The organism is Amycolatopsis aidingensis (genome assembly GCF_018885265.1).
Taxonomy (GTDB): Bacteria; Actinomycetota; Actinomycetes; order Mycobacteriales; family Pseudonocardiaceae; genus Amycolatopsis; species Amycolatopsis aidingensis.
The window spans coordinates 5,014,626-5,034,168 of record NZ_CP076538.1 but is presented as its reverse complement, the minus strand read 5'-3'; the positions used below and the strand labels follow the sequence as shown (position 1 = coordinate 5,034,168).

The 19,543-nt window shown below is 68.7% G+C and carries 19 protein-coding genes; 8 read left to right on the top strand and 11 right to left on the bottom strand.

The window, feature by feature from the left end; translation table 11 throughout:
• Position 1: 1 nt before the first annotated feature.
• From KOI47_RS23050 to KOI47_RS23030, 5 genes are all read right to left on the bottom strand, one after another.
• Complete coding sequence (locus KOI47_RS23050) at positions 2-1,000, bottom strand: LacI family DNA-binding transcriptional regulator (RefSeq protein ID WP_216207187.1); 999 nt, start codon at positions 998-1,000, stop codon at positions 2-4.
• Positions 997-2,238: a Gfo/Idh/MocA family protein gene (locus tag KOI47_RS23045; protein WP_216207183.1), complete on the bottom strand. Its 1,242-nt coding sequence runs from the start codon at positions 2,236-2,238 to the stop codon at positions 997-999. Before KOI47_RS23045 ends, KOI47_RS23050 begins: the two co-directional genes overlap by 4 nt.
• On the bottom strand, positions 2,235-3,146 hold the full coding sequence (locus KOI47_RS23040) for a carbohydrate ABC transporter permease (protein ID WP_216207181.1): 912 nt from the start codon (positions 3,144-3,146) through the stop codon (positions 2,235-2,237). Before KOI47_RS23040 ends, KOI47_RS23045 begins: the two co-directional genes overlap by 4 nt.
• Positions 3,143-3,991 carry a carbohydrate ABC transporter permease gene (locus KOI47_RS23035; RefSeq protein WP_216207178.1) on the bottom strand — a complete coding sequence of 283 codons (849 nt, stop codon included), beginning with the start codon at positions 3,989-3,991 and terminating at the stop codon, positions 3,143-3,145. Before KOI47_RS23035 ends, KOI47_RS23040 begins: the two co-directional genes overlap by 4 nt.
• Before the next feature lie 68 nt (positions 3,992-4,059).
• Positions 4,060-5,355 (bottom strand): extracellular solute-binding protein, encoded by a 1,296-nt coding sequence (locus KOI47_RS23030; RefSeq protein ID WP_216207175.1) that lies wholly within the window; start codon positions 5,353-5,355, stop codon positions 4,060-4,062.
• A gap of 167 nt (positions 5,356-5,522) precedes the next feature.
• Between KOI47_RS23030 and KOI47_RS23025 the strand changes: the two genes are divergently transcribed.
• Entirely contained in the window at positions 5,523-7,013 is a 1,491-nt protein-coding gene (locus KOI47_RS23025) for a glycoside hydrolase family 3 N-terminal domain-containing protein (RefSeq protein WP_216207173.1), read from the top strand.
• Between the two features lie 23 nt (positions 7,014-7,036).
• Here KOI47_RS23025 and KOI47_RS23020 read toward each other — a convergent pair whose 3' ends face one another.
• The gene (locus tag KOI47_RS23020; protein WP_232376186.1) at positions 7,037-7,906 is read right to left on the bottom strand and encodes a Gfo/Idh/MocA family oxidoreductase; all 870 of its coding nucleotides are present in this window, start codon (positions 7,904-7,906) and stop codon (positions 7,037-7,039) included.
• Between the two features lie 52 nt (positions 7,907-7,958).
• Between KOI47_RS23020 and KOI47_RS23015 the strand changes: the two genes are divergently transcribed.
• From KOI47_RS23015 to KOI47_RS23000, 4 genes are read left to right on the top strand one after another with little or no spacing between them, the layout of a single operon-like run.
• Positions 7,959-8,708 carry a 6-phosphogluconolactonase gene (locus KOI47_RS23015; protein ID WP_216207165.1) on the top strand — a complete coding sequence of 250 codons (750 nt, stop codon included), beginning with the start codon at positions 7,959-7,961 and terminating at the stop codon, positions 8,706-8,708.
• On the top strand, positions 8,705-9,472 hold the full coding sequence (locus KOI47_RS23010; protein WP_216207163.1) for a sugar isomerase domain-containing protein: 768 nt from the start codon (positions 8,705-8,707) through the stop codon (positions 9,470-9,472). The genes KOI47_RS23015 and KOI47_RS23010 overlap by 4 nt, the downstream gene beginning before the upstream one ends.
• The gene (locus KOI47_RS23005) at positions 9,469-10,635 is read left to right on the top strand and encodes an N-acetylglucosamine-6-phosphate deacetylase (protein ID WP_216207159.1); all 1,167 of its coding nucleotides are present in this window, start codon (positions 9,469-9,471) and stop codon (positions 10,633-10,635) included. Before KOI47_RS23010 ends, KOI47_RS23005 begins: the two co-directional genes overlap by 4 nt.
• Positions 10,636-10,670: 35 nt before the next feature.
• Positions 10,671-11,840, top strand: coding sequence for a pentapeptide repeat-containing protein (locus KOI47_RS23000; protein WP_216207155.1), 1,170 nt, complete (start codon positions 10,671-10,673; stop codon positions 11,838-11,840).
• A gap of 2 nt (positions 11,841-11,842) precedes the next feature.
• On the opposite strand, the gene KOI47_RS22995 is transcribed toward KOI47_RS23000, so the two are convergent.
• Entirely contained in the window at positions 11,843-13,276 is a 1,434-nt protein-coding gene (locus tag KOI47_RS22995; protein WP_216207153.1) for a hypothetical protein, read from the bottom strand.
• 244 nt (positions 13,277-13,520) lie between these two features.
• Between KOI47_RS22995 and KOI47_RS22990 the strand changes: the two genes are divergently transcribed.
• Positions 13,521-14,750 carry a lipase family protein gene (locus KOI47_RS22990; protein WP_216207150.1) on the top strand — a complete coding sequence of 410 codons (1,230 nt, stop codon included), beginning with the start codon at positions 13,521-13,523 and terminating at the stop codon, positions 14,748-14,750.
• Between the two features lie 189 nt (positions 14,751-14,939).
• Here KOI47_RS22990 and KOI47_RS22985 read toward each other — a convergent pair whose 3' ends face one another.
• The 4 genes from KOI47_RS22985 to KOI47_RS22970 all read right to left on the bottom strand — a co-directional run bounded on the left by KOI47_RS22985 (position 14,940) and on the right by KOI47_RS22970 (position 17,761).
• Positions 14,940-15,764, bottom strand: coding sequence for a DUF72 domain-containing protein (locus KOI47_RS22985; protein ID WP_216217484.1), 825 nt, complete (start codon positions 15,762-15,764; stop codon positions 14,940-14,942).
• Positions 15,765-16,207: 443 nt separating this feature from the next.
• A complete protein-coding gene (locus tag KOI47_RS22980; protein WP_232376185.1) occupies positions 16,208-16,606 on the bottom strand; it encodes an ArsR/SmtB family transcription factor in 399 nt (132 codons plus the stop codon).
• Between the two features lie 274 nt (positions 16,607-16,880).
• Positions 16,881-17,435 (bottom strand): 3-hydroxyacyl-ACP dehydratase FabZ family protein, encoded by a 555-nt coding sequence (locus KOI47_RS22975; protein WP_269756649.1) that lies wholly within the window; start codon positions 17,433-17,435, stop codon positions 16,881-16,883.
• On the bottom strand, positions 17,339-17,761 hold the full coding sequence (locus KOI47_RS22970) for a 3-hydroxyacyl-ACP dehydratase FabZ family protein (RefSeq protein ID WP_216207143.1): 423 nt from the start codon (positions 17,759-17,761) through the stop codon (positions 17,339-17,341). The genes KOI47_RS22975 and KOI47_RS22970 overlap by 97 nt, the downstream gene beginning before the upstream one ends.
• A 176-nt stretch (positions 17,762-17,937) precedes the next feature.
• Between KOI47_RS22970 and KOI47_RS22965 the strand changes: the two genes are divergently transcribed.
• Both KOI47_RS22965 and KOI47_RS22960 read left to right on the top strand, forming a co-directional pair.
• A complete protein-coding gene (locus KOI47_RS22965) occupies positions 17,938-18,192 on the top strand; it encodes an acyl carrier protein (RefSeq protein ID WP_216207141.1) in 255 nt (84 codons plus the stop codon).
• 49 nt (positions 18,193-18,241) lie between these two features.
• A complete protein-coding gene (locus KOI47_RS22960; protein ID WP_216207138.1) occupies positions 18,242-19,543 on the top strand; it encodes a beta-ketoacyl-[acyl-carrier-protein] synthase family protein in 1,302 nt (433 codons plus the stop codon).

The following is a 19,543-nucleotide window of genomic DNA, read 5'->3' as shown; positions in this document are numbered from 1 at the left end:
TTCATCCCCGGGGTTCGGCGATGCTGGCTCGCCAGACGACCTCGGTGCCGACGCCCAGATGCTCGGTGTCGGCTACGGCGTCCGGATCGGACTCCGCGAGCAGCCGATCGACGGCCAGTTGCGCGACCCGGGCGCTGCGGCCCTCGACGGTCGTCAGGCCCGGCTGGACCAGTCCGGCCAGGACGTTGTCGTGTCCGACGACGCTGACGTCGCGGGGCACCGACAGGTCGAGCTGCCGGAAGCCTTCGATGAGTCCGGCGGCGAGAACGTCGTCGAAGGCGACGACGGCCGACGCGCCGTGGTCGGCCACCTCGCGGGCGGCCGCGACGCCATCCTCGTGCCGTGCCGAGGTCGGGGCGAGTTTGATGAAGGTGGCACCGCGCTTGCGCACCCGGTCGGAGACCGTGCGGGTGCGCACCTTGTTGGCCCAGGACGCGACCGGACCCGGCAGATAGGCGATCCTTTCGTGGCCCAGGTCGCAGAGCCGGTCCACGAGTTCGGCGATCGAGGTGGTCGAGTCCGTGTAGACGCACGGAATGCCGTCTACCGGACGGTTCACCAGCATGAGCGGGATCATTTCCGCGATCTCGCGGATGTGGGACACGCTCATGCGTGGCGCGCACAGCAGGATTCCCCTGGTCTGGCGGGCGAACTGCTCGCACATATGGCGCTCGACATCGGTCGCGTCGTCGGTGTCCGCGACGAAGACACCGATGCCGCGCCGCCGGGAGCTTCCCTGGGCGGCCTTGAGCAACGTCGTCATGTAGGGGTTGCTGATATCGGGAACCACCACGCCGAGGTATGGGGTGTCACCCATGATGAGCGCGCGGGCCATGGGGTTCGGCGTGAAGCGCAACCGCGCGGCGACCTCTCGCACGTGCCGCACCGTGTCCGGAGCCAGGCGTTCGGGATTCGAGAAGACCCTGGACACCGTCGAGATCGACACACCGGCCGCGGCGGCCACGTCGGCGAGCTTGGTCCTGTTCGCGCGCCGGTTCATGTCACACCCTGCCCGGTCCGCAGTCCTCGATCGGGGGAGGAGCCCAGTTCCGGGTGCGTCAACCCGCGGTATCCGGTGGTATCCAGTCGGTGGACCGCGCCGCCCCATGCGGGATCCGCCTCGGACAGCAGGGCGCCGCGGCGGGCACAGGCCGCCACCAGCCGGCCCAGGTTGCCGACCCGCGTGACCGTGCGCCCATCGCGGGTGGCGGATCGGGCGGGGACCGGTGCCGCGACAGGGGACCCCGCCGCCTGCACGGCCGCGTTGACCGTGAGGACGAAGTGCCGGGTCGATTCCAGGGACAGCAACGGGTCCGGGGCACCCTGCGGGTCGGTGACGGTCGCGTGCAGCGCGGGCGCCGTGCCCGCGGCGGGTGTCACCGGAACCCGGGCTCCGTCCCGGAACGCGATGATCCGCTGCCCCCCGTTCCCGACGTGGACGACCCCGGAGCTGGTGTGCACCGCCACGCCGGGGGGTACGATGATGTCCGTCGCTGTGGTGCCAACGGCCAGCACCTGCGGCCCCCTCGGGGGCGTGATGCGGATCGCCGACGTGTCGTCACCACCCAGGGGCCGGGCACGGAAGCACTCGGCCTCCACGGCTGCGGGGGACCACCCCTCCTGGACCCGGCCCGCGAAGAGCAGCGCCGCCTGCACGACGTGGGCGAGCGGATTGAACAACGGTCCGTCGAGCACCGCACGTCCGTCCAGGAACCACTCGCCAGCCCACCTGCTGCGGCGGTAGTACTCGTCGGGACGGGACAGCGCTCCGTGGGCGACTACGCGGTCGACCCGGGGTTGGTCCATGGCCACCCAGGCCCGCTCGAGCGCATCGACGGTCGCCCTGGCTTCCTGGAAGCCGACCTCCACGCGCCGGCGCCCCCGCAGCCCGGACAGGGTGTCGAGGTCTTGCAGGAGCGTGACGGGAGGCTTCTCGAGGTAGACAGCGGTGCCGGCCAGGATGGCCGTCCTGGCGAGGTCGACGTGCGTGTGCGGGGGTGTCGCGATCACCACCGAGTCCACCGGAGCGGCGGATAGCGCGTCCTCGATGCTCGGGTGCCAGGTGGGGAAACAGGCATAGCGGGATACTAGCTGTTTCGCCTGGTCGGTGACCGCGACATCGACCAGGCCTACGAGGTCGATGCGGTGGTCGCGGTGCAGATCGAGCAGGCGTCGCAGGTGTCGCAGTCCGTACCCGCCGGTGCCGACCAGCACCGTCGAAGGTGGTCGGGGACTCATCCTTTGAGCGCACCTCCCGCCAATCCCTTGAAGACGTGGCGCTGGGTGAACATGTAGACCAGCAGCGGAGGCAGGATCACCACGAGCGCGGCCGCCGAGATGACGCGCTGGTCCGCGGAGAAGGCGCCGGAGAGGTACTGGACACCGACGCTGACCGGGTACTTGTCCGGGTCGCTCAGGATCACCAGTGGCCAGATGAACTGATCCCAGGAGTCGAGAAAGCCCAGCACCGTGACAACGGCGAGGGACCCCTTGACGTTGGGGAGCATGACCCGCAGGAACATCCGGAACGGCCCCGCGCCGTCGACGGTCGCCGCTTCCTCCAGCTCGTTGGGGATGCCGCGGAACGCCTGACGCATCACGAAGAGCGAGGTGATGGCCACGCCCTGGGGCAGGACGACGCCAAGGAGCGTGTCCTGCAGGCCCAGGTTCCTGGTGACGAGCAGCGTGGACACGAGGATCACCTCGAAGGGCAGGGTCGCGGTGGCCAGCAGCACGGCCATGTAGACGGCCCTGCCGCGGAACGGAATCCGGGCCAGTGCGTACCCCGTGAGGGTCGCGATCACCAGGTTCACGGTGACGCCTATCGCCGCGATCGCGGCGGAGTTCAGCAGGTACCGGGCGAGCGGGATCTCCGTGAATGCCGTGACGAAGTTCTGCAGCGTCGGGTCGCTCGGCACGAGGCTGCCAAGGAACCCGCTCGTGCTCTCTCCCGCGCCCTTGAGGGCGGTGCTCAGCTGCCACAGCAGTGGTCCGAGTACCACGGACACGGCGACGAGCATGAGCGTCCATCTGAGGATCGCCTCGCGACGGGAACCGGGTCGCCCGAGCTTCGTACCCGGGGCGGGCGGCCCCTCCGGCACGGCACGCCCGGTGCCCCGGGTGCTCCTGGTCAGGACACTGCTCATGTGCGGCTCCTCCTGGTCAGGCTCCAGCTCACGGCCGCGGCGGCGAGCACGAAGACGAAGAGCACGAGGCTGATCGCGGAGGCGTACCCGGCCTGCGTGCCGGGCGACACGCCCTTCTGGAACAGGTACAGCACGATGGTCTCGGTCGACGTGCCCGGCCCCCCGCCGGTGATGATGTAGGGCTCGGCGAACACCCGGAGAACGGCGATCGAGACGAGCACGCCGACCAGGATGGTGGTGCCACGGATTTGCGGCAGGGTCACGCTCCAGGTGCGGCGCAGCCATCCCGCGCCGTCGAGTGACGCCGCCTCGTCGAGTTCCTCGGACACGTTCTGCAGCGCGGCCAGGGTGATGAGCGTGGACAGCGCGCACCCTTTCCAGATCGTGACCAGCATCAGGCTGAACAGAGCCAGATCCGAGCTGCTCAGGAACGGCACCGGCTCGGCGATCAGCTGCAGCCCGGTGAGCACCTCGTTGATCAGGCCGTCCGAATCCAGGACGAACTGGAACATCACGGCGATCGTGGCCAGTGGCATGACCATCGGTGAGAACAGCAGTACCCGGACCACCGAGGACCCGCGCAGCGAGGTGTTGACCAGGATCGCGAGTGAGGTCGAGAGAACGACGATCACCGGCACCGTGACCGCCAGGTAGGCGAATGTCCGGCCGACTGCCGCCCAGAAGTCGCCGTCGTTCGCGAGGGCCGTGAAGTTGTCCAGACCGATGAAGCTGCCGCCGCCGACGGTGCTGGCGTCGGTGAACGCGAGCACGAAGGTGTTGACGAGCGGGGTGAACAGGAATGTTCCCTGCAGGATCAGGACCGGCCCCACGAACACCAGGGGCACGTACCACCGATGGCGTTTCAGGGCGGTGCCGGAGTGCGGTCTGAGCGGCTGTCGCCGGAGCATCGTCGTCACCGTGCTTCGAGGATCGTGGTCAGCTTCCGCTCGGCCTCGGCAAGGGCCCGCTCGGCCGGCACCTCGCCGAGGATCGCGGGCTGCACAGCCGACCACAACGCGGCCGCGAACTCGGCGTCGGCCGAGGCGGGCCGCACGATCGTGGTGCCGTCCGTCAGGCTGTCGGCCGCGATCGAGCGCGCCTCGGTCACCAGGTCGGTCGGTTTCGCCTGGAAGAACGCGTCATCGAGGGCGGCGGTGGTGCTGGGGAACACGCTCGACTGCTTCGCGAGGGCGAGCTGGTTGGCCGAGGAGGTCAGGAACTTCGCGAAGGCGACCGCCGTCGGGAGGTTCTCGGACGCCTTCGGCACGGCGATGCCGTGTGTCACCAGCCAGGTGCCCTCGTCGGCTACGCCGAGCGGCTTGCCGAGAGTGATCTGCTGGTAGACGGCCGGTGCGTTCTCCTCGATGATTTTCAGGCGCGACCCGCCGGTCTCCAGGTAAGCGGTCTTGCCCTCCTGGAATGTCTCGATCTCGCCCCGCTGCTGGGCGGAGACGGTGTCGGCCGGGATGCCCCCTGACCTGTGCAACTCGGCAAGGGACTCGATGAACGCCACCGCCTCCGGGGTGTTGACCACGGCCTTGGTGCCGTCGTCGTTGACCAGGGGAACACCGAGGCTCAGCAGGTAACAGGGCAACCCGATCTCGGTCGGCTGGAAACCGGCCTTGCCTGTCGCCGCGGCGATCTTGGCGGACACCTCGACGAGCTCGGCGTAGCCTGCGGGGTCCGGTTCGCCGGCGAGTCCGGCCTCGGACAGCAGTTCGCTGTTCTTCATCAGGATCGGAGTGTTGAGGTACCAGGGGAGGGCGGCCGAGGCCTGACCGAACGTCAACGACTGCCACGCGGTGTCGACGAAGTCGTCCTTGACGTCCGCCGCGGCCGTGTTCATGTCGACGACGAGATCCTTGCGGGCCAGTGGTGCCAGGGTGGCGGTATCGAGGTCCATGACGTCCGGCAACGAGTTCGCGACGGCGTCCGCGTTGGTCTTGCGTGCCGCCGAGTCGCTCGGGATGTCGTTCCAGGTGACCGTGGTCCCGGGGTACTGCTGCTCGAAGTCCGCGATGACGCCCTCGATGTAGTCGTCAAAGGTGGGCGACAGCTGCAGGGTCTGGAAGGTGATGGTCCCCGTGACCTCGCCAGAGGTGTCGACCTGCTCACCGGACGGGGCACTCCCGTCGCTGAGCCCGCAACCCGCCAGGGCAAGTGCGCTCGCCACGGCGAGCGGTCCGCTGATGACTGTCCTGCGAACCATGGTTCCTCCTGACAGATTCGGCAAACGTTTGTTATCGAGTCTTTAAACGTTTGCCGAGCTGTGCAAACGTTTGATAGACTATAAGAATGCGATCGCCTGAGCGTCAAGAGTTGGGCATGAAGTCAGGTGAAGTCGAAGCCGCAAGGTGGATTGACAGCCAGCTGGGGATGCTTTCGTCCAGGCAGAAGCTCGCCCAGCGACTCATCGCTCTGCCGGGTGTCACCGGCGACGGCCGTCCCGACGAGGAGACGCGGGCGGCCCTCGGTGCCGGGCTCGGCGTGCTGCACGGCCTGGCCGGAACCAGTGTCTCCGGCGCAGCCCGGTATCACATCGAGGTCGCCGAGCTCGGTGCCGGGCGCGGGCTTCCCCCGCCGCTGGTGGCGGCCAACCTCGAGTCGGGGGTCGGCTACTCGCTTGGCGGGGGCGGCACCGACTTCCCCTATCCGCGCGGTGTCGGGCACGGCGACGACGCCGGCCTGGCGCGGCTGGTTGCCGAGGAGGCCGGAAGGGAAGCCCGCCTCGTCGGGTTTCACTGGACCTTCAGTCCCTGCGTGGACGTTCTGACCGAGCCGAACGACCCGATCCTCGGTGTGCGGGCGTTCGGTCTGGACGCGGAGCGGACCGGCGCCCTCGGTGCGGCGCAGGTGCGCGGATACCAGGATGGTGACCTGCTGGCCACCGCCAAGCACTTTCCCGGTCACGGTGACAGTCCGACGGACACCCACGCGGCGCCGGCCACCCTGCCGAGGACCCGCGGGGAGCACGAACTCGTGCACCTGTCCCCGTTCCGAGCGGCGGTGGCTGCCGGGGTCGCGTCGGTCATGGTGGCGCACGTGGCCCTGCCCCGCCTGGGAGTGGATGGTCCGGCCAGCCTGTCGCCGGTGGTGAACCGGACCTGGTTGCGCACCGAGCTGGCATACCAGGGAATCATCGTGACCGATTCGCTGAGAATGGGTGCCATCGCGGCCTCCATGGGGACCGCCGAGGCCGCCGTGGCCGCCCTCATGGCGGGGGCCGACGTCGCCAACGTCAAATGCCAGGCCGGTGAGATCCCGCCGATCCTGGACACGCTGGAGGAGGCGTTGGCGGCTGGAGCGCTGGATCCCGGCGAGCTCGACGACGCCGTCGCACGACTGCTGCGCGCCAGGGCAGGGCTCGGCCTGCATCGGGAACACGGCGTCGACCTCGAGCGCTGCGGCGAACTCGACGCGGGAGGGTCGTGGGGTGGGGCGGACCTGGCCAGGACGGTGAGTACGGACGGGCGACCGGACGTGCCAGGGCCTGCCGTCGTGGTGGGCGACAGTCAGCTCGCCCGGCTCGTGGCGCAGGCGCTGGCGTCGGCCCGAGGTGAGGTGCGGCACGAGGCGATTGCGGTGGACGTCGAAGCGCTGGCCTCGGTCGCGCGTGCGCACCCTGAGGCGACGGTCGTCGCGGTGGCGTGCCCGCTGCCTGCCGAGGCTGGTCGCGACTCGGCAGCGTTCGCGTTCGCCGTCCGATCGGTGCGCGCGGACGGGTACCCGGTCGTCGCGGTGGTCAACTCCGCGGCTCCCGCCGAGGAACTGGGAGTCGATGCCCCCACCGTGAGCGCGCCGGCCGTGGACGCGTTCGGGGTGGTCTCTGGCGCCGCCGTGGCCGCGGTGGTCGAGGCGCTCCGGTGAGCGCGCGCCGCGGCCGGTGCGGCTCACCGGAACTCCAGGACCTGTTCGAGCAGCCGGACCGGGGTGACCAGCGCCTCGGGGTCCTGCGTGCCACGGCCGTGCCGAACATCCGCGAGGAAGTCCCGCACCTGATCCTCGAGGTACCGCGCGGGCGCCTCCACCGGCCAGCGGTGATCGCCCGCGGTGATGGTGAATCCGGTGCACCGCGTCGGCGGGTGGAAGGCGAGCTCGACCGCCATGTCGTCGCCAAGCACCGTGGCGCGCACGCCGTCTTCATCCGGGACCACGTCGGTGACGGCCCGGGGGTGGCCCCGGCCTGCCCGCCGCGCCACCTCGCAGAAGATTTCGACGTGGTGGATCCCGTAGTGCGCCAAACCCCCGTAAGGGCTCTCGCGCTCGGCGGGGCCAGCGATCTCGAAGGCAGCCGGGTCTGCCGCCTCCCGCAGCCACCGCACGGTCGGCGAGATGGCGTCCGCCGCGCGGAACCCCGAGCGACACGTGAGGACCAAGCCCCGCGCGGTGGCCGCTCGTACCATGGCTCGCGCGTCGTCCTCGCGGGTCGCCAGCGGCTTGTCCACCCAGACGGAGATCCCAGCCTCGAGCAGCGGAAGTGCCTGCGCGGCGTGGGCACGACCGTCCCGGGCGCACAGGAGGGCGGCGTCGACAGAGCCCAGGATGCCGGACACATCCCGGCCGGTTGCTGCGATCGCGTACCGCTTCGCCAGTGGCGCGGGGTCGTCGCCGTCCAGCGCGACGATGTGCGTCACCCGGCAACGGCGGGGTGCCTCGGGCCCGGTCAGGAAGTCGAGCAGCCGCGAGGGCCGTGAGCTGTCGGTTCCGACAATCGCGATGCGTGTCTCGGGGCCGGATGTCAAACGTTTGCCAAAGTCCACGAAACAGTACTACCAGATACCGCGCCAGTCGTTGGCGCAAGAAGGGGTGGTCATGTCAACCAAGGCCGGTACGTCCGTGACCGTGGTCAGTGAGCCGACGCGGGCCGCGCTGGGGCGGCGCGCTGGAACCCATGCGGGCCAGGTGTTGCGTGCGGCGTTACGCGACGGTGGCCGGGCACGGGTCATGCTCGCGGCAGCGCCCAGTCAGAGCGCGACCCTTGCCACGCTCGCCCGGGCGGAAGGCATCGACTGGACCCGAGTCGAGTTGTTCCATATGGACGAGTACGTCGGGCTGCCTCCTGGCGCCCCGCAGGGCTTCGCGACCTGGCTGGCAGCCAACTTCGTCCGGCACACGCCGGGCGCCGCGTTCCACCGGATCGACCCGGGTGGTGATCCGCAAGCCGAGGCGGAGCGGTACGAGGCGTTGCTGGGTACGGAGCCCTTCGACCTGGTTCTGCTGGGGCTGGGCGTCAACGGGCACCTGGCCTTCAACGACCCGCCTGCCGACCTCGATGATCCGCTGGCCGTCCGTGTTGTCGCACTCGATGCGGCGAGCCGTCGGCAGCAGGTGGAGGAGGGACACTTCGCGACACTCGACGACGTCCCGACGACAGCGGTGACCGTGACGATTCCCCGACTGCTCAACGCGGGCGCCGTGATCGCGTCCGTGCCCGGACGGGCCAAGCGGACCGCCGTGGCGCAGACCCTCGGCGAGCCGATCGGCCCGATGCACCCCGGCACGGCCCTGCGCACGCACCCGGGCGTGACCCTCTACGTCGACGCCGAGGCCGATCCACGATGACGGCCAGTGCCCCAGGGAGCCTGCTGGCGCGTTACAGCGAGCGGATGTGCGCCGCGCTCGGGACGATCGTCCGCGACGAGGCGGCGGCGATACGCACGGCCGCCACGCTGGTGGCGGATCAACTACGAGGTGATGGTCTGGTCTACGTCTACGGCCCCGGCGCACATTCCGCCCTGGCTGTCCAGGACGTCTTCTACCGTCCCGGGTGCCCGGTCAACCTCGCTCCGGTCATCGACCCTGGCACCACACTGCTCGGCGGTGCCTTTCGGTCGACGGCTGCCGAGCGCGCCGAGGGACATGTGGCGGACGTGGTTGCCGGGTCGGGCGTGAGCAGCGGAGATCCCTTCATCATCGTGAACGCCTTCGGTGTCAACGCAGCCGCGGTCGGGGCGGCCGAGGCGGCGAGAGATCTCGGGGCCCGGGTCATCGCCCTGTCCTCGCGGGCCGCCGCCGCAGCGTTGCCGTCCGGTCATCCGGCGAGGGCGCGGGACGGCGAAGACCTTTCGACGCTCGCGGAGGTGCACATCGACACCCACGTCCCCGCCGCCGATGTCATGCTCGATGCCGGGCCGGGCGTGCGCGTGGGAGGGGCTTCGACTGCACTGAACTCGTTCGCGCTGCACGCGGTCCTGGCTTCCGCGGTCGAGCAGATCGTGGCGGCAGGGGGCGAAGCCTGGGTCTGGCGGTCGAGTTATACCGAGGGGGGCGACGCGCACAACGCGCGGGCGGCCGAACGCGTGCGAGAGCGGGTGCCACAATTATGACGGTGTCCGAGGTAGCGGGACGGCTCGCGACGGCGAGTGGCGACCTGGCGGTCAAGGTGGAGTGGCAGGGCCCGGTCATCACCGCGGTCAGCCGGCTCGACGCCGCTCCGGACGCACTGCCGTTGCTCGCGCCCGGCCTGGTCGACCTGCAGGTCAACGGTTATGGCGGTCTCGATGTGAACGCCGAATCGATCACCGCTGACACGGTGATCCAGCTGTCGCACCTGCTGGCTTCGTACGGTGTCACCACCTGGCTGCCCACGGTGGTAACCGCTGCTGAGGAGCGCATCGCCGAAGCGCTGCGGTGCGTTACCCGTGCCCGCGCCGCGGATCCGATCGTGGCGCGCGCTATCCCGTCGGTCCACGTCGAGGGCCCGTTCATCTCCGACCAGCCAGGGGCTCGCGGAGTGCACGATGCCTCACTCGTGCGGCCGCTGGATGTCGACGAGGTGTCTCGATGGCTGCGGGCGGGACCGGTCGGAGTCGTCACGATCTCGCCCCATGGTGAGCACGCCGCGGAACAGGTGCGGCAGCTGACCCGCCTGGGTGTCGTGGTGGCGATCGGGCATACCCACGCCAGCCCGGACGAGGTGTCGGCGGCGGTCAGCGCGGGGGCGACGCTGTCGACGCATCTCGGCAACGGGATCCCGACGACGCTGCCCCGGCATCCCAACGTCATCTGGCGTCAGCTGGCCGACGACCGGCTCAGCGCCGGCCTCATCGCCGACGGCCACCATTTGCCATTCGACACACTCGAGGTCATGTTACGAGCCAAGGGTGTCGACCGGGCGTTCCTGGTCTCCGACGCGACCGAGATCGGTGGCAGGCCCCCTGGCCGGTACCGCACCGCGGTGGGTTCCGTCGTCGAGCTCGGGCAGGACCAGCGCCTGTCGGAAGTGGGTAGCGACCTGCTCGCGGGCGCCGCGGCCGGTTTGCTGGACGGCGTGCGGAACCTGGTGCGCGGTACGTCGTTCGCGCTCCACGACGCGCTGGTCCTGGCGACAAGGAACCCGGCGCGGCTCGCGCCGGGCGTCCGGCCCGGGGTCGGCGAGTTCCAGGTCGGCGGCCCGGCTGACCTCGTCGTTCTCGATGACACCGGTCCCCAGGGGCTCACCCTGCTCGATGTCGTCCAGTCTGGCCGTTGGGTCGCCCGCGCGTGTTGATCGTGGAGGTGTTCGCGCGACTAGGGTCCGAGCAGGTGGCGGACCGCGTCGCGACGATACGGGAGCTGGAAACGCTGCTGTCCGGGCAGGACGGCGGGCAGGACGCGATCGTGGACAGGCTCGTCGAGTTCGTGCGCGGGAACGTCACGCACCCGCGGCTCAATCGGATGGCGCCGACGATGCTGCGCAAGCGGCCCACGGTACGCCCCGCGCCCGACGTGCAGGCCGCGTTGTCCGTGCTCGCGCGGCGCGCGGGTGAACAACCGCTCGACCTGCGTCGGCTCGACCTGCGCGGGGCCGACCTGAGCGAGGCGCGGTTCGCCCATGCCCGGCTCGCCGATTCCGACCTGCACGACGCGCACCTCGGCGGCGCCGACCTGTTCCGTGCCAACCTCGGCTGGGCCTTCCTGGCACGGGCGAACCTGTCGGAAGCCAACCTCACGTACGCGACGATGAACGGCTCCACCCTGCGCGAGGCGAATCTGCGTGGCGCGCGGCTGACGCACACGTATCTCCGCGGCGCCGATCTCACCGGTGCCGACTGCGACGGCGCCGAGCTGCAGTACGCCGACGTCTACGGAGCCGAACTCGGGCAAGCCCGGCTGGCGAACGCCAACCTGTCCTACGCCCAGCTCGAACGCGCCACACTGGAACGTGCGGACCTGCGCAGTGCCCAGGCGTCCTACGCGTCGCTGACCGGCGCGAGAATGAAGAGTGCCCGGCTGAACGACGCGATCTTGCATTTCGCCGAGCTGAAGAACGCCGAGCTCGCCGAGGCCGACCTGACCGGGGCCCACCTCGGCAACGCGCACCTCGAACGCGCGAACCTGTCGTACGCCCGGCTCACCGGTGCGGACCTGCGACTCGCGACGCTCGTGCATGCCAGGGCCCGGTACGCGAACCTGCGTGGTGCCCGGCTCACCGGCGCCCGCATGGGGGTTGCGGACCTCGAGCGCGCCGACCTCCGCGACGCCGACCTGAGTGACACCGACATGTTCCAGACGCGACTGCAGGACGCCGACCTTGCCGGCGCCCGGCTGGACGCCGCCGACATGTGGGAGGTCGACCTGACCGGAGCCTGGGGGCTGACGGCCGAACAACTGAGCACGGCGTGGATCCGCAAGTCCGTCCGGCTGGATCCCGAGCTGGCCGAACACCCGGTGGTCAAGGCGCGGATCGACGAGACAGAGCGCCGGTTCGACTGACCTTACGCGACGATCCGCAGGCCGGCGAGCTGCTCGAAGCGGGTGCGGAACCGCTCGCCGTGGCTTGGTGGCAGTCCCCAGAGCCTGCCGATCTTCGGCATGGCGTCGGTCATGTGGCGCGACTGCGTCCGGATGTGGGTGAGAAACCGAAGGTCCGGCTTGAAGACCGTCCACCACAGCCGCTTGCGCAGGTCGGCGGGTAGCGTCGAGCGGGCGATGCCTTCGAGCGTCGCGACCTCGTCGGGCAGCTGCGGTGGTGTCGCCCGGACGATCCGGCTGGCGACGTGCGCGATCAGCTGATAGCCGAAGCCGAGCAGCTCGGTCAGTCTGAACGCCTCGCTGCGCACGGCCATCAGCAGCCGCCGGGACGTGTCGGAGACCTCGCCGAGCGCCAGCGACTCGTCGAGCTCGACCCGGTGCTTGCGGAACCCGCGTGCCTTCTCCCGTAGTTCCGCGAGCCGGGGCCAGATCTGGTCGATCCGCCCCGCGTCCGCGAGCGCGACGGCCAGGAAGACCGGCAGCACGAGGTCGGTGTCCTTGGCGAGCTGACGGTAGGCTTCGGTCGCGGCTTCTCCGGTGCGCAGCCGGTCGTCGAGCTCCCAGCTGCGTCGGCAGAAGTGGTGGCGGAACGGCATCCGGGCGGTCGCCGGGGCGTACGGAACACCCAGCAGGTTGGCGAAGGCCTGGCTCGCGTACGCCCGGTACGTGATGTCCCCGAGGACCGGCCTGCCACTGCGGTCCGACGCCATCGGCAGGTCGTCGAGGTAGGAGTCCGGCACCGCATCGACCTTCGGCGTGAACCAGCCCTGCGCCTCGCGGGGCACAAGCGCCTGCTCGGCACGGACCGGCCGACCCGTCAGCAGGGACCACGCGTCGGTCACCTGCTTGACCGCGTCCGCCCAGTACGTGCCGTCCGGTCGTGGCCTGCCGTGTACGAGAGGTGCGATCAGATTCCGGTATGCCGCGAGGCTCCGGTCATGGACGGCACTGAGCGGGTCGTCGCGTTCGCCTGCCAGCGGCGGCACGCTCACGAAGACCTCGTCGCCGAGGAGGCCGTTGAGCTCCGCGGCCCGCACCAGGTGTTCGCCGGTGTAGTAGACGCGGTCGGCGAGGACGACCCGCTCGGCGACGGTGGCCAGGTCCCACAGTGTCAGGGGAGTGAGCCAGGTCCGCTCGCCTGCCAGCAGCCGGGCGGCCGTCACCACCGTGGTCGTGTCGAGGTAGACGCTGTTCCCACGCCTCGGTGGTCGCCAGGCTGTGACGGCATCGAGGTCCGCTTTGGTCACGTCACCGAGCACGCCGAGCCCGGCGTCGAGGGCGGACGCGACCACCGGCTCGGCCGCATCCCACCGTCCCAGCCGCCCGGCCACCACAGCCGCCGACGCCTCGCAGCTGTTCAGCATCTCGTCGGCGTTCGCTGCGGACAGCGGATCCATGGTGACCTTTCGCGGACGGACTCGGCTCCGACAGTCAACCATCGGGTGCGGCTGAACGGCCACACCGCCGTTGCCGGACTGTGCGGTCGTTCTGGTCAGCGGATGGCCCATGCGACGAAGGGGCCGGTCCTGCCCGGACAACCGCCACCGCCCCACCCGAGGAACGAGCGGTTGAAATTTTCTTGCGGGTAGAGCATCCTACTCGCCAGTAGGTGACGGTGAGGGGCAGCAGATGCGCAGACTCGTGACCGCCGTGGTGGCGGCGATGACCATGGTCGGGTTGACCGCCGGTGTGGGCGCGTCCGCCGCGGCGTCGCCTGCCGATATCGTTCCACCGAGTCAGGACCCGTTCTACGCGGTGCCATCGAACGTGGCCGACTACCAGCCCGGTGCGGTCATCCGGTCCCGGCAGATCACACCCAAGTGGGCGCTCGGTGAGCTTCCGGCGGTGCAGGCGTGGCAGGTGGCGTATCGCACCAATGACGGTGAGGATGCGCCGACCGCCACGGTGGCCACCGTCCTCATCCCGGACAAGCCCTGGACCGGTCCGGGGACGCGCCCGCTGATGTCGTACCAGAGCGCCGAGGACTCGGTGGGCATCGATTGCGCCCCATCGTACTCGTGGCGCAACGGCATCTTCGCCGGGTTGGGCGAACCGCTGGCCGACCCGTTCGCGGTGGCACCGGCCCTGCTGGCCGGCTGGGGTGTCGTAGTACCCGACTATGAGGGCCCGAAGGGAATGTTCGGGGTCGGGCGGATGGCCGGTCACGGTGTGCTGGACGGTATCCGCGCGGCGCTGAACTTCGCCCCGGACGGCCTGGATCGCAACACCAAGGTCGCCGCCTTCGGCTACTCCGGTGGCGGCTTGGCCACCGGCTGGGCCGCGGAGCTCCAGGGCAGCTACGCGCCCGAACTGAACTATGTCGGCACTGCGGGCGGCGGCACTCCGGCCAAACTGCTCGACGTCGTGAAGTGGTTGACCGGTCCCGGCAGGTACGCGGCAGGTCTGGCTGCCGGGGGGATGATCGGCATCATGAAGCAGTACCCGCACCTGCAGAAGTTCCTCAACGACAAGGGCCGCGAATTCTACAAGCGGTACGAGAATGCCTGCGCCCCGCAGCTGGTCGCGGAGTTGCCGTTCCGGGATATCAACCAGTACACTAACTCCCCGGATCTGTTCGCCGAACCGGAGGTCGTGGCTGCTGCCGAGCGGCAGAGCATGGGCTCGCAAGCACCGAAGGCGCCGGTGGCGAACTACCACGGGATGCTCGACGAAGTCGTCCCTTTCCCGCAGAACAAACAGGCGGTCGAAGAATGGTGCTCCCGGGGCGCCTCCGTCGATGTGACCTGGGTGCCGCTGGCCGAACACGTTCTGGGCGTAGCCCCCTGGTACCTCGCCGGATACGCGTTCCTCAACGACCGATTCGCAGGCAAACCCGCCGTCAACGACTGCGGCACGGTCACCAGCAGCTGACAACCACCCGCAACAGCCGAGACAACCACAACGGGGAGCGTCAGAACCACCACGGCAACCTCCCTACCGCGGTTCTGACGCTTCCCACCAGCACGGTCAGCAGCCACCAGGGAACCATCAAACGTCCGCTATTGCCGCTGGGCGGTCGTTCATCGGCACACGCTGCGCGGCGTCCGGTGGTGGTGTCGGTCAGAACAGGGTGGCGGGCTCGACCGGCTCCGGCTCGGGTAGTGCGTCGAGGCCGGGCACCAGCGCCTTTACGTCGTCGTGGAACCTGCGGGCGAGTGCCGGTGCGTCCTCGTTGTCGGGGGTGTGCAGGAAAACAGTCGGTGAGCGGCCCTCGTGCAGCCAGTCGGCGACCACCGTGGTCCACGGCCGCCAACCCTCGACCGTGTCCTCGACCGAGTCCCGGCCCAGGTAGCGGACGATCGGCTGGTCGGTCAGTGCCCGTGTCCGCCGCGGCAGCCGGGGTTTCCTGGCCCAGGCATCCCGCTCGGCCGCACTGGTCGGCGGGCTGTGGAAGAAGACCGTGGTGTCGAACGGCACCCACTCGGCGCCCGCGTCGGTGAGCGCCCCCTCCAGCAGTGAGGTCGAGCCGGGGTCGGTGAAGAAGCCGGGATGGCGCACCTCCACGGCGCGCCTGCGGTCGGCGGGGAGCCGGCGCAGGAAGCGGCCGAGGGCATCGACGTCCGCGGGGCCGAACGAGCCGGGCAGCTGGGTCCACAGGACTGCCCGGTCGCCGAGCGGTTCGAGCGCGTCCAGGAATGCCCGCATCTCGGCCTCGACCCCGGCGAACCGGCGCTCGTGCGTGACGACCTTGGGCAGCTTGACCACGAACCGGAAACCGGGCCCGGTCTGCCGCGCCCACGCCGCCACGGTGCTGCGGGCGGGAGTCGCGTAGAAGGTCGTGTTGCCCTCGACCGCGTTGCACCAGCCCGCATAGGCCCGCAGGCGCTCCCCGGCCGGCAGCGATCGCGGCAGAAATCGCCCGCGCCACGCCTGGTGGGTCCACATCGCGCAGCCGACATGCAGACGAGCCACTCCGCCAGCTCCCCTCGATCGTGTGTGCAACAGTATGTTGCCAGCTCGGCGCCACGGCGGTAGCCGAAGCCGCCAGCCTCGTAGCGTCTGACGAGTTTGTCGGTCAACCTCTGTGATTGTCGGTCGAGTGTTCGGAGAAGATCTTGCTGAGGGCGTGACGCGCGTGCGTGGCCGCCTCGTCGGCGCGGCCCGCGGTCCGAGCGCAGGCGACGAGCGTCATGTAGTGAAGACCTCGGTGACCGGTGCCGTGACCTGCGGCTGGTTGGGGCGGATCAGAGGTCGCCGGGTGTCGCGGACGGCAGTCTCACAGTCAGCGGATCAGGCTGCAGCACACCGGGAGCGGTAGTACCGGAGCACTGGTGGCCAGGGTCGTGAGCGCACACTCGTGATCATGGTTGGCCGGGTATCACGCCGACTCAGTCGTTTGAGGTGATGCGCACACAGGCTGCTAGTGCTGCGGAGTTGTCTGCGGCCAGGGATCTCGCCAGCAGCACCAGTTCGCCGACTCGTGGGTCGGTGGCCCGGTAGTACGCGAATCGACCCTCCCGACGGACCTGTACATAACCACAGTCCGCCAGGCAGCCGAGATGGGTGGACACCCTGCCCTGCGACAGGCCGACGCGGGTGACGCAGTCGGTGACTGTGCGCTCTTCGTTCAGCAGGAAATCCAGCAGCCGTAGTCGTGCCGGATCACCGAGGGCGCGGAAGAACTTGGCTACCATTTCCACGCCGTTCGGCTCAGTGGGTAGAAGTGGCGCTGCAGTTTTGCGTGCTGGGGGCATCTCGTCATCATCCTCGTGTCGTATGTAAGACATGCGGATAAGAAAGTTACTTCATCATCGTCGTCTTGCCAATGCGAAAATCGAGTATTGGTGCGGGTCGAATGCGATACGCCCCGCAGTGACTGGGTCGGGGTTCCTGCAGGGCTCGTGACGGTACGGCCACACGGTCGGTCTGGTCGAGTACGTCAGGGTGTGCAGCATGTGTGTGAACGCCGGATGCCTGCCGTTGCAAGTCTGACCGGTCGCTTCCTGCGTCGAGCGATCCGCAGGATGACAGGTGCAACATCTCGATGTCCTGGTGGTTGGCTCACGAACTCAGCGTCCTGGAAGGCCGCAGAGCTACCAGCACCTGCTTGACGCTGAGTACAAGACGATCTTCGACGAGGGAGGTGCCGCCGACCAGGAAATTGTCGCCGAGGTCGCGAGAAAGGCTTACATGATGGTGGATAAGTGAGCCCGGCGTGACGGACGCATGGAACGTGGCGTCGGAGAGGGAACCCAACAGCATCGCCTTGCCTCGCATGAGGCCGGAAGTAGGTGCGTCCCATACCGCGAGCAGCGTAGCCGCCTGACACAGGGATTCCAGCAGCAGGACCGGTGGGAAATGTATTGGGCCACCGTTCGAGCCGTTGGGGTCGCGGCGAAACCATGGCTCGCTCGCCGTGACGGCCTTGCGTGCGATGAGGCGTTCGCCCGGAACCAGTTCGGTTACCTCATCGATGAGGAGCATGGGGTGGCGGTGTGGAAGCCGTCGCGCGATCTCGTCTATGCCGACCACAGGTTTCCTCCGGGCAACCGATAGAGCAGGGTGATCGCGGCGGCCAAGCCGCGCGGGCCGTACAGGGTTGCCGCGGCCCTCCATCGGCTTCCCTGTGTCGTTACCCACACCTCGATTCCGACCTGCTCGCCGGGGAACACGGCGTTGCGGAAACGGGCCGTGGGTACTGTCTCCAGTATCGGCGCCATGTCGGTAGCGGCCAGCTGAACCGTCCAGTGGGCGCATTCAATGAGGCAGACGCCGGGAAAGATGGGCAGACCCGGGTAGTGGCCGGCGAGAACCGGGTTTGCCGGATCGACCGTGACGCGAGCCCGAACGCGGAGATCATCCTCGAGTTGCCGGACTTCGGTGACCCGTATGCGCTCGATGAGTGGCGATGGTCGCGCGGGTGCAGCGCCGATCAAGGACATGGCTGATTCACTTTCACCTTCGACTGCTCCAGGCAGGGTGGCAGTCACCCGTCACGCGGGCGTCGCGTGCTGCTCGCGACGCCCGCGTGACTTCCCGGTGACGGGCTTCCCCATACCGTTTCCCCGGGTCCGCTTCAGTGTTGCACCTCCGGAAATATAAAGGTGAAGGAGAACGGATGGTAGTCATTACCGACGATCAGAAACAACAAGTGAAGTCGATCATCTGCGATATTCTCGAAATCGAACCGAATGCGCTGAAAGAGGCAGACAGTTTTGTCGATGATCACGACGCCGATTCACTTCTGGCCATCGAGATCCTTGCGAAGCTGGAGACCACTCTCGGCGTGACGATCGACCAGTCGGAACTGAGCAGGATGACGACATTGGAGAACGTCTACGTCGTGCTCGCGGAAGTCTCTGCTCGAACCTGATCCTGGTGCGCGGTTTCGCCTGGGACGAACCGAGGAGGAAGTCACGGTCATGCGGGCATCAGATACCGTCGAGAACCGCCGCGTGGTGGTGACTGGTTTGGGTGCGGTCACCAGCGTGGGTGTCGGGGCAGGGAACTTCCTGGCTGCGCTGCGGACCGGGCGCCACGGTGGTAAGCCGATCCGGGCGTTCGACACCAGCGGCTTTGCGCATGCGAACGGGTGCGAGGTGACCGATTTCGACCCGGAGCCGTGGATCCGTTCCTTTCCGGTGAACGAACTTGGCCGAGCTACCCAGTTCTCCGTCGCGGCCGCGGCGATGGCGGTGGCGGACTCGGACGTGTGTCCACATCGGCTTCGTGAGCTGACCGGGCTCGTTGCCGTCGGCACCACGGATGGTGAGTCACGTGACCTGGACCAACTCGTGCAGGCACAGGTCTACGGCACGGAGGACCAGGTCGATCAGGTAGTGGCCCGGCGGGTCCCTGCGCCGCGACTTTCCACCTGCGTGGCTCGCGAACTCGGCCTCGTTGACGTGGAGGCCGTGACGATCCCGACGGCTTGTGCCGCGGGGAACTACGCTATTGGATACGGCGCAGACGTCGTGCGCGCGGGGGAGGCGGAGTTCGCTCTCGTGGGCGGAGCTGACGCGGTGTGCAGGAAAACGTTCGCCGGATTCTATCGCGTCGGAACCATCGCACCAGAGCGTTGCCAGCCCTTCGACGCCAACAGGAAGGGCCTGCTCACCGGTGAAGGCGCCGGAATGATGCTGCTGGAGAGCCTCGACTCTGCGCTCACCCGGGGTGCGCGGGTCTATGCCGAGATCCTCGGATACGGGCTGAACTGTGATGCCGACCATCCGGTCGCGCCGAACCTGGACAGCCTGGCGCGATGTATGCGGCTGGCCCATGCCAATGCTGGCGTGAAGCCGGGCGACATCGACTTCATCTCTGCGCATGGCACGGGCACCAAGGCTAACGACATCACCGAGGCCTCTGCGATTCGAAGAGTATTCGGGGAGCGCCCACCGCCCACCATTTCCATCAAATCCATGATCGGCCACACCATGGGTGCGGCCAGCGCGCTGGCCGCGATCGGTTGCGCGCTGGCGATCACGCACCAGTTCATCCCGCCGACAATCAACCATGAACGGACCGACCTGGAGTGCGGCCTCGACTGCGTGCCCAACGTCGCACGAGAGGCCCGACTGCGGGTCGTGCAGAACAACGCGCTCGCGTTTGGGGGCAACAACGCAGTTGTGATCATGGGCGAGTACTCGGGCGGGCGCTCCGTTGAGGATCTCGCGACTTGTGAGGCGATGCGCCCAACCTTCGGAGGTAACGATCGTGGCTAG

What these genes read in the sequence shown, in the direction of transcription:
- KOI47_RS23050 (WP_216207187.1), bottom strand. Translation starts at nt 1,000, where the DNA reads ATGAACCGGCGCGCGAACAGGACCAAGCTCGCCGACGTGGCCGCCGCG.
- KOI47_RS23045 (WP_216207183.1), bottom strand. Translation starts at nt 2,238, where the DNA reads ATGAGTCCCCGACCACCTTCGACGGTGCTGGTCGGCACCGGCGGGTAC.
- KOI47_RS23040 (WP_216207181.1), bottom strand. Translation starts at nt 3,146, where the DNA reads ATGAGCAGTGTCCTGACCAGGAGCACCCGGGGCACCGGGCGTGCCGTG.
- KOI47_RS23030 (WP_216207175.1), bottom strand. Translation starts at nt 5,355, where the DNA reads ATGGTTCGCAGGACAGTCATCAGCGGACCGCTCGCCGTGGCGAGCGCA.
- KOI47_RS23025 (WP_216207173.1), top strand. Translation starts at nt 5,523, where the DNA reads ATGCTTTCGTCCAGGCAGAAGCTCGCCCAGCGACTCATCGCTCTGCCG.
- KOI47_RS23015 (WP_216207165.1), top strand. Translation starts at nt 7,959, where the DNA reads ATGTCAACCAAGGCCGGTACGTCCGTGACCGTGGTCAGTGAGCCGACG.
- KOI47_RS23010 (WP_216207163.1), top strand. Translation starts at nt 8,705, where the DNA reads ATGACGGCCAGTGCCCCAGGGAGCCTGCTGGCGCGTTACAGCGAGCGG.
- KOI47_RS23005 (WP_216207159.1), top strand. Translation starts at nt 9,469, where the DNA reads ATGACGGTGTCCGAGGTAGCGGGACGGCTCGCGACGGCGAGTGGCGAC.
- KOI47_RS22995 (WP_216207153.1), bottom strand. Translation starts at nt 13,276, where the DNA reads ATGGATCCGCTGTCCGCAGCGAACGCCGACGAGATGCTGAACAGCTGC.
- KOI47_RS22985 (WP_216217484.1), bottom strand. Translation starts at nt 15,764, where the DNA reads ATGTGGACCCACCAGGCGTGGCGCGGGCGATTTCTGCCGCGATCGCTG.
- KOI47_RS22980 (WP_232376185.1), bottom strand. Translation starts at nt 16,606, where the DNA reads ATGTCTTACATACGACACGAGGATGATGACGAGATGCCCCCAGCACGC.
- KOI47_RS22975 (WP_269756649.1), bottom strand. Translation starts at nt 17,435, where the DNA reads ATGGAGGGCCGCGGCAACCCTGTACGGCCCGCGCGGCTTGGCCGCCGC.
- KOI47_RS22970 (WP_216207143.1), bottom strand. Translation starts at nt 17,761, where the DNA reads ATGTCCTTGATCGGCGCTGCACCCGCGCGACCATCGCCACTCATCGAG.
- KOI47_RS22965 (WP_216207141.1), top strand. Translation starts at nt 17,938, where the DNA reads ATGGTAGTCATTACCGACGATCAGAAACAACAAGTGAAGTCGATCATC.
- KOI47_RS22960 (WP_216207138.1), top strand. Translation starts at nt 18,242, where the DNA reads ATGCGGGCATCAGATACCGTCGAGAACCGCCGCGTGGTGGTGACTGGT.